Source organism: Phormidium pseudopriestleyi FRX01, assembly GCF_017313335.1.
GTDB classification, from domain to species: domain Bacteria; phylum Cyanobacteriota; class Cyanobacteriia; order Cyanobacteriales; family Laspinemataceae; genus Laspinema; species Laspinema pseudopriestleyi.
Genome location: NZ_JAFLQW010000400.1, coordinates 1 through 8,697, shown reverse-complemented (window position 1 = coordinate 8,697; position 8,697 = coordinate 1). Strand labels below are relative to the sequence as shown.

The window sequence follows — 8,697 nt, the reverse complement described above, 5'->3', positions numbered from 1 at the left end:
GGAGACCAAACCCCTACATTAGATTAGAGGGTAGGGAGACCAAACCCCTACATTAGATTAGAGGGTAGGGAGACCAAACCCCTACATGAAACAAGGATTTTTCTTCATTAAATTTACCACCAATTCAGGGCTAGGGCTGGAGGGGAACCTAATTGGCCCCATTTTTCATTTTTGCCCTCGGGACTAGATATCCGGAACCATGACATTTAAACTCAGGGGAACGGATTCAATTTCTACGGGCGTGGTCCCTCTGAGTTCCCCATCAACGGTCACTTTTTGGGGGGGATTTGTGGTCACTTTGATGCGATTTGTCCGCAGGTATAAGACATCATTATGTTGAGAAGCAACTCCCCGTAATGCGCCAGTCATCAAGCTAGAAACGGCTCCCAAGGTGCTCATTTCGGTCTGTGTGGATAGAATCGTGACATCGAGCAATCCATCATCGGGGATGACGCCTCCGGGTCCTTGAGCGAGGACTGAGGTGGCGGGTGCAGCATTGGCAACGGTGACGGCGATCGCCCGCAGTCGGCTAATTTCTCCGTCGATTTCAAGCTCGACTTCAAACGACTGAATATCCCAGAGTTTTTCGATTCCCGCGACTAAATATGCCATTGCTCCAAACCAGTTTTTCGCCTCGCGATCGGCTTGTTCCACAGTTTCGGCTTCCCATCCAATTCCCGTGAGCAAAATGCTCGTTTTCCCGTTGCAAGTTGCGCCATCGATCGCCCGGATTAATCCATATAAAATCGTCTGACAGGCATCAGGGATATTAGTAGGAATTCCCAAGGCAACAGAAAAAGCATTAGCAGTCCCTCTGGGGATCACAGCTAAGGGAATTTCTGTATTAATTAAGGCTTCAGCGACCGCAGAAACGGTCCCATCGCCACCGGATGCAATCACTAAATCAACCCCTCGGGCGACTGCCTCATGAGCCAGTTGACTGGTGTCTAAATCGGGTTCCGTATAGCGGATATCCAGTTTAATTTCTGGTTCTAAAAGTGAGGAAATCTGTTGGAGTTCGGCCTCGGGATTGCCTTTCCCAGAACAGGGATTAAAGATTAAGCAAGCTGAACGGGTGCTCATTCGTTTTCTGCGGTGACTTCTTGAGATGTTTCAAGGGTATTCTCTAGGGGTTCGATATAGTGGCTTTCGATGAGAAACGCCCCTTTTTTAAATCGGACGCTCCAATATCCCCCGGGTTTGCGATCGAAGATTGTGCCTTCTTCCCCCAGGCTGACGGCGTTGGGTGGACGGAGCATGGGGATGGGTTCAGCGGTTTTGAGGTAGGCGGGTAAAGCTACAATCCGGACGCGATCGCCGAGGGTGAATTCTTTTGACATTGCTTTGAGAATTGGAGGATTTATCTCTTAAATTTTAAAGGATAAAATCCATCCTGACCAAACCGATTAAATTGGGGTATGATTAAAGCACAGAGGTAATCAGGAGTTATCGAAACCCTTTTTCCTTAAAATGTATTCAATCCCCTCTATAATTAGGGGTTTTAATCAATGACTTAAGCTAAAAATATCTCCGGGAGAGAGCCAGTGCGATCGCCCCTTGTTAATCCATCAGCTTTTGATAGGGTAACGCTCCCGATTTCCAGCGGTGGGTCAATTCTCTCCAAGCGAATACCCGGGGACCTCCCTGCGGACTGTCCTACCCCCGGTGTTCATCGGACAACATCTTAGGAATTTCCATAAAAATAATGGGGCTTTGAGACCTCATAATGCCCCATTATTTTTATGGAAATCCCTTATATCCTCTCATAAGCAGCGCCCTCATCAACCCATCAACAATGACTGCAAATGATCAAACTTTAATCTTTGAAACAATTTTAGAGTATCTGCGCCGATCGCGCGGCTTTGATTTCCTCGGATATAAGCGTTCCAGCCTCCAGCGTCGAGTCACCAAGCGAATGCAGGAGCATCATATTGACAACTATGGGGATTATCTGGAGTACCTGAAAGTTCACCCAGAAGAATTCCCAGCCTTATTCAACACCATCTTAATTAATGTTACTAGCTTTTTTCGAGATCTCACGGCATGGCAATACTTAGCCAGCTATATTTTGCCACTGATTATCAAACACAAATCCCCTGAAGAACCACTGCGCTTCTGGACTGCCGGTTGTGCCTCGGGAGAAGAAGCCTACACCTTGGCTATCTTACTAGCAGAAACCCTCGGTATTGAAGAGTGTCTGCGACGGGTGAAAATTTACGCCACCGATGTAGATCAGGAAGCCTTGGCACAGGCAAGGAATGCTACTTATAAAGCCAAAGACATCGAATGTATCTCTGAAGAGTTCCAGCAGCGATACTTTAAGCTGGTGGGCGATCGCTTCCGATTGGATGGGGATCTGCGTCGGTTGGTGATTTTTGGTCGCCATGACTTGATTCACGATGCTCCCATTTCTCGTCTGGATTTGTTGATATGCCGCAACACCTTGATGTATTTTAATGCGGGAGTCCAAAATCAGATTCAATCTCGCTTTCATCTTGCACTCAAAGACACGGGCTTTTTGTTTTTGGGCAAAGCCGAAATGCTACTCACTCACGCCGAGCTTTTTAGCCCATTGAATTTACAACACCGCATTTTTAAGAAAGTCCGAACAATGGACCAGCGAGATCGCCTCTTAGTCTTAGCGCAGAATCGAAAAGAAGAGTCCGGTACTCGCTATGCCTTAAATATCCGCCTGTTGGAAGCTACTTTTAATGCAGTACCCGTGGCTCAAATTGTAGTAGACTCGGACAGCAACCTGATCCTAGCTAATCAGTTAGCTCGGTCCCGTTTTGGCATTAATCGTCAAGACATTGGACGACCGTTCCAGGATTTAGAAATTTCTTACCGTCCCGTGGAGTTGCGATCGCAGATTGAACGAGTCTACAAAGAGGGAAACTCGATTCTCGTTAGCGATGTGATTCGCACTTTGAGCGATGGCAGAATTCAGTATCTAGATATCGAAATCTCTCTCTTACAGCAAAATACCAGCGATCCCCTCGGCGTGAGTATCGCGTTTAACGAAGTCTCAAGAGGGTGATCAGACCAAACCCCTACATGAAACAACGATTGAGCGTCATTAAATTTACCACCTTGACAGGGCTAGGGCTCTATTGGCATACCTCATGAGTCCGGGAACCGCTATATCTATCTTGAGGATTAGTTGTGATCAAGGGTGAGAAATCAGGTCTGTTGTTCTATATATTTGATGAGATGGAACGTTGATCAATCTGGGTTCAGCGATCGCCATATTTGAGACCTCCGACAACTGCTAAGGAGCCTTAGCGGGCGGCAATCGTCTAAGGTGGTTGTAGTATCGTCATTATCAGTTGTTATGCCTCGCTTTTCCTTATTTCGTCGTCCGTCCCCAGATCCGGTAAATCCTCCGGTATCCGTTGGTCTTGGGACCTTTGGTGGCGTTTATACCCCGTCGATTTTGACCATTCTCGGGGTGATCATGTATTTGAGATTTGGATGGGTAGTGGGGAATGTCGGTTTACTCGGTACCCTGATCATCGTCACCCTCGCCACCTTAATTACCTTTTTTACGGGCCTCTCCATCTCGGCGATCGCCACCGATCGCGTGGTCCGAGTGGGAGGGGCCTACTACATGATCAGCCGGTCCCTGGGGATTGAAACCGGCGGTGCCGTGGGCATTCCCCTCTACTTTGCCCAAGGACTTTCCGTGGCCCTGTACACCATTGGGTTTGCAGAAAGTATCGGTGAGGCATTTCCTCAATTCAAAACCATGCAACGGGCGATCGCCTTAATCACCACCCTCGCCGTGGCCCTACTCGCCATGAAATCAGCCCGGACTGCCATCCGCGCCCAATATTTCATCATGGCGGCGATCGTCCTATCTCTGATATCCTTTGCCTTCGGGAGTCCCGTCGAAAACACCGTGATCGAACTGTGGGGCGCTAAACCCGAAAATTCCGAATCCTTCTGGGTCGTTTTCGCCGTCTTCTTCCCTGCCGTTACCGGCATCATGGCGGGGGTGGGAATGTCCGGCGACTTGCGTGACCCCTCCCGTTCCATTCCCGTTGGCACCCTAGCTGCCGTAGGGACCGGCTATGTGATCTATATGGGACTCCCGTTCCTTCTCGCCATGCGTGCCGATGCCAGTACCCTAATTGCCAATCCCTTGATTATGCAAGAAATGGCCTTATGGGGACCGGCCATTCTCCTTGGAGTCTGGGGGGCGACCTTATCCAGTGCCTTGGGGAGCATTTTAGGTGCACCTCGGGTCCTGCAAGCCCTGGCAAGGGATGGCATTTTACCCTCTGGTCTGCGGATACTTGGGAACGGAAAAGGACCCGATGATGAGCCGTTTATCGCCACCTGCGTCACCCTAGGGATTGCAGCCCTCGCCGTAGCCGTCGGGGATTTGAATATGATTGCCCCGGTCCTCACTATGTTCTTTTTAACCACCTACATGGTTTTAAATGTCGCCGCAGGGATTGAAGGCTTTTTGCAAAGTCCATCCTATCGCCCCACCTTTCGGGTCCATTGGTCAATTTCCCTCCTCGGTGCAGTCGGTTGTATCGCCGTGATGCTCCTGATTAATGCGATCGCCACCGTAGTTGCCGGAATTATCGTCCTGGGAATTTATATCTGGTTAGAACGTCGCGAACTCGAATCCGCCTGGGGAGATGTGCGCCGGGGTCTATGGATGGAAGTCGTGCGAACGGGGATTTTTAACCTCAGTCATGAACCGGATACCAAAAACTGGCGACCTCACATTTTGGTGCTTTCCGGTGCACCAACAAGGCGCTGGAGTTTGATAGAACTCGCCACCGCCTTCACTCACAATCGCGGGTTAATTACCGTATCCAGTGTTTTACCCAGTGGATCTCGGGATCCAGCCCAACAAACCAAGCTAGAAGCCACGATTCGGGACTATTTAGAAAAGCGCGGGGTTCAAGCCTTAGTGAGATTAATTACCGCCCCGGACCCCTTTGTGGGCGCGAAAAATCTAGTAGAAATCTATGGACTCGGACCCTTAGTCCCGAATACGATTTTACTCGGAGATAGTGAAGAAGCCGCCAATCGCGATCGCTATTGCGACATGATCGCCAACCTGCACCAAGCCAAACGCAACCTGATTATCTTTCGGGAAAATGCCGACAAGGGTTTTGGTCAACGTCGCAGGATTGATGTGTGGTGGGGTGGATTACAAGCTAATGGCGGTCTCATGTTGATTTTGGCCTATTTAGTGAGAACTAGCAGCCAATGGCAAAATGCCCAAGTCTATCTTAAACTGGTCGTCCCCGATCGCACTGCTGCCGAATCTGCCGAAGCCAATCTTGCCGCCTTGGTCAAACGATTACGCATCGGTGCCATTCCGCAAGTTCTGATTGCTGACGGACAACCCTTTAATGACATTCTGCATGAGTCTTCCCAAAACACGGATCTAGTCTTTCTCGGCATGGCAACCCCTCGCGAGAATTATACGGATTACTATGAACAATTACAAGCTCGCGCTGCCGGTTTACCGACTACAATTTTCGTCCTGGCTGCCCCAGATTTTGCCTTTGAAGAGGTGTTAACCGACAACGCTTAATTGACCAGGGTTTTTAGGAACAAAATCCGAAGCCTCAAGAGGGTTTGGAGACCAAACCCCTACATCATATCAGAGGGTTTGGAGACCAAACCCATACATGAAAAAACGATTGAGCGTCATTAAATTTACCACCTTGACAGGACTAGGGTTCAAGGGTTAGCCCTGTCAAGGTGTATTTGTAGGGGCGCAATGCGCCACTACATGAAATAAGGATTTTTTGTCATCAAATTTATCACCTTGATAGGGCTAGGTTTTAAACTCCGTCGGTTGTTGCGACTTCAGTGGTTACCATCCCTATAACCCCACCCAATCGGGTGGGGTTATATGTTAATTTCAAGCAAAAGCCGAAGAACCGAAATCCGGTGGCACATCCTGAATCCGTCCAGGACCGATCGCCTGAATTGCTTCTTTCAGGGAAACATCCCCCGTATAAAGCGATCGCCCAACAATCACACTATTCACCCCTAACGGTTCCAGGGACAGCAAACTGAGCAAATCCGTCAGGGAACTCACACCACCAGAGGCCACAATCGGAATATCCACCGCCCTCGCTAGTTCACGCAAGGCGGTCATATTCGGTCCTGCCAATGTCCCATCGCGATGAATATCCGTATAGATAATCGCTGCCACGCCTAACGCTACCATTTGTTGCGCCAGGACCGTCGCTAAGACTTCCGAGGTTTCCAACCATCCCCGGGTAGCAACTTTGCCATCTCGCGCATCAATTCCGACCACAATGTGACCCGGAAATTCTTGGGCGAGTTGCTGGACAAGTTCCGGTTTTTCAACTGCCACAGTCCCGAGAATGGCGCGATCAATCCCGAGGGATAATAGATTGGCAACCGAGGCATACTCTCGCAACCCGCCACCGACTTGGATCGGAATGGAAATGGCGCGGGCGATCGCCTCAATGGTTTTCATATTACGCGGTTCCCCCGCTTTTGCCCCATCTAGGTCCACTAAATGCAAGCGAGTCGCACCTTCGTCTACCCATTGTTTGGCAACCGCCACCGGGTCCTCATTAAACACATCCGAGCGATCGTAATCCCCCTGATACAGACGGACACAACGACCTTCTAATAAATCAATCGCTGGAATCACTTCCATAACCAATCTGACCTCAAATTTTACTCAATTACTATGGCACGGGATGAAATAAAAGTCATCGATTGCAGTTTAAGTTAAATCCTGACCCTTTCCCGATCCAACTCCTCACCATCCGTATAGTTTAGCTATCACTCCAAGGGGACATTTTCGGGGACTCGCAGGAGAAGCACAGGCTTTTTCCTTCTAAGTTTTCCCTCCTGCACCACAAGCTGCGATCAGCCCTTGTGCAGGGGCTACCACCCGAGGAATTGCCTCCTAATTGTATCAAACATCCGGCCACTTCCTTGAGAAGTTTAGCCGAAACAAAGGTGGGTATCTCACCTTATCGGCCCTCACCCTAAATCCCTCTCCCTCTGGGAGAGAGACTTCTAGCCCCCCTTCTCCCTCCTTGGGAGAAGGGGCTGGGGGATGAGGGTCCGGCTACATTCAGTTCCTCACTCTTTCAACAAGATCTACCATTATGTGTGCAAAAGGTATCGACGTTTCCGATTGGCAACATCCCGTAAATTGGAATTCCGTGGTTGGCGATGGCATGGGGTTTGCCTTTACCAAAGCAACCGAAGGCGCTACGTTTGTGGCTGATTCTTATCGCAGTAATTGGGCCGCGATTAAATCCCTGGGGATGCCTCGGGGTGCTTACCACTTCTATCGGGCCAAACAAGACCCCCAAGCACAAGCGGATGTTTTCCTCAGAACCGTCAAACTGGAAACGGATGATTTGCCCCCGGTTCTGGATATTGAATCCACCGATGGGGTCGGTGCAAGTGCGATTATTCGGGATATTACAACTTGGCTCGAAATTATCGAGAAAGAAACTAAGCGTCGCCCAATTATTTACACTTATCCCAGTTTTTGGGAACGGATTGGCAATCCGAAAATTTTTACCGATTATCCCCTATGGATTGCTCACTATCAGACGAACAATCCTTGGGTTCCCGGGGGTTGGGATGGTTGGACCTTTTGGCAATACACCGAAAGCGGCAAAGTCAGCGGGATTAATGGCGGTGTGGATGTCAACTGGTTTAATGTCAGCCGCCAAGGAGGGAAAGGCTCTCACGTTAAGTATATCCAAATGTGTCTCCGGGATAAAGGATTCAATCCCGGGTCCATTGATGGGGTATTTGGCGCAACGATGCATTCCAAGGTGATGGACTTTCAACGGGCGATGAATGTTACCGTGGATGGCATTGTGGGAATTCAGACTTGGACGGCCCTTGTCAGTGCGCGACAACCTGCCACCCAGGTTCAACCGACGCCTCCCCCGGTTTATATTCCCACCCCAACGCCAACGCCAACGCCGACTCCTGTACCGAACCCGACGCCGATTCAGTCGGGTCCAACTCCGGTGATTCGGTTGATTGATGTCTGTCGATTTTATCAGGGATTTTCCCATCAAAATCAAGCGTTAGATTGGTTACAGGGTCAAGTCTCTCAGGCAAATTTACTAGAATTTGCCCGTCGTTGGCGGGGTCATGCCTCTGCGTCATCCCCGATTAATTTTGCGGATGTTGCTAAATTTTATCAAGGATTGCCCATGCAAGACCAAGCGATTCATTGGTTGCAGGGTCAGGTTTCTAGTGGGATTTTAAACGAATTTGCCCGGTGGTGGCGATCGGGAAATCAGCAGATGGCAGCGCAATCTACAAATATCGATTTGGTCGATGTTTGTAATTATTACCAAAGCTTGAGTAATCAAAAGCAGGCGCTTCAGTGGTTGCAAACTCAAATTCCAAATACTACCTTATCTGAGTTTTCTCGTCAATGGCGCAATCAGGCATCGGTTGCGGTTCCGGCGAATATTTCTTTGGTAGATGTCTGCCAATATTATCAGGGATTAAACCATCAACAACAGGCAATCAACTGGTTGCAACGCCAGATTCATAGTTCGGTGTTGGATGAGTTTACCCGCAAGTGGCGCAGTTAAGGGGTTAAAGGGTCCAGGTTTGACGCTTCCGGGTCACTCCTGAACTCCAGTTAAACCGGCGCAAAATCGGGGCAATTGTTTAGCAGTTGCCCCGATTTTTATTGAG

The 8,697-nt window shown here is 49.3% G+C and carries 6 protein-coding genes; 3 read left to right on the top strand and 3 right to left on the bottom strand.

Features of this window, described 5'->3' with window-relative positions; genetic code table 11:
- Window positions 1-183 precede the first annotated feature (183 nt).
- Both J0895_RS15060 and sipA read right to left on the bottom strand, forming a co-directional pair.
- On the bottom strand, window positions 184-1,083 hold the full coding sequence (locus tag J0895_RS15060; RefSeq protein ID WP_207088872.1) for a YegS/Rv2252/BmrU family lipid kinase: 900 nt from the start codon (window positions 1,081-1,083) through the stop codon (window positions 184-186).
- Window positions 1,080-1,340, bottom strand: coding sequence for a regulatory protein SipA (sipA, locus tag J0895_RS15055; RefSeq protein ID WP_207088871.1), 261 nt, complete (start codon window positions 1,338-1,340; stop codon window positions 1,080-1,082). The genes J0895_RS15060 and sipA overlap by 4 nt, the downstream gene beginning before the upstream one ends.
- 455 nt (window positions 1,341-1,795) lie before the next feature.
- Between sipA and J0895_RS15050 the strand changes: the two genes are divergently transcribed.
- Both J0895_RS15050 and J0895_RS15045 read left to right on the top strand, forming a co-directional pair.
- Window positions 1,796-3,037: a CheR family methyltransferase gene (locus tag J0895_RS15050; protein WP_242541336.1), complete on the top strand. Its 1,242-nt coding sequence runs from the start codon at window positions 1,796-1,798 to the stop codon at window positions 3,035-3,037.
- A 294-nt stretch (window positions 3,038-3,331) separates the two neighbouring features.
- Entirely contained in the window at window positions 3,332-5,560 is a 2,229-nt protein-coding gene (locus tag J0895_RS15045; RefSeq protein WP_207088870.1) for an APC family permease, read from the top strand.
- Window positions 5,561-5,893: 333 nt separating this feature from the next.
- On the opposite strand, the gene hisA is transcribed toward J0895_RS15045, so the two are convergent.
- Window positions 5,894-6,667 (bottom strand): 1-(5-phosphoribosyl)-5-[(5-phosphoribosylamino)methylideneamino]imidazole-4-carboxamide isomerase, encoded by a 774-nt coding sequence (gene hisA / locus J0895_RS15040; RefSeq protein WP_207088869.1) that lies wholly within the window; start codon window positions 6,665-6,667, stop codon window positions 5,894-5,896.
- 460 nt (window positions 6,668-7,127) lie between these two features.
- Here hisA and J0895_RS15035 point away from each other — a divergent pair, with 460 nt between their 5' ends.
- Window positions 7,128-8,591 carry a GH25 family lysozyme gene (locus tag J0895_RS15035; protein ID WP_207088868.1) on the top strand — a complete coding sequence of 488 codons (1,464 nt, stop codon included), beginning with the start codon at window positions 7,128-7,130 and terminating at the stop codon, window positions 8,589-8,591.
- Window positions 8,592-8,697: the final 106 nt, after the last annotated feature.

Bases quoted from the DNA above. Each gene is read 5' to 3' on its own strand.
- J0895_RS15060 (WP_207088872.1), bottom strand. From the start codon at position 1,083: ATGAGCACCCGTTCAGCTTGCTTAATCTTTAATCCCTGTTCTGGGAAA.
- J0895_RS15050 (WP_242541336.1), top strand. From the start codon at position 1,796: ATGACTGCAAATGATCAAACTTTAATCTTTGAAACAATTTTAGAGTAT.
- sipA (WP_207088871.1), bottom strand. From the start codon at position 1,340: ATGTCAAAAGAATTCACCCTCGGCGATCGCGTCCGGATTGTAGCTTTA.
- J0895_RS15045 (WP_207088870.1), top strand. From the start codon at position 3,332: ATGCCTCGCTTTTCCTTATTTCGTCGTCCGTCCCCAGATCCGGTAAAT.
- hisA (WP_207088869.1), bottom strand. From the start codon at position 6,667: ATGGAAGTGATTCCAGCGATTGATTTATTAGAAGGTCGTTGTGTCCGT.
- J0895_RS15035 (WP_207088868.1), top strand. From the start codon at position 7,128: ATGTGTGCAAAAGGTATCGACGTTTCCGATTGGCAACATCCCGTAAAT.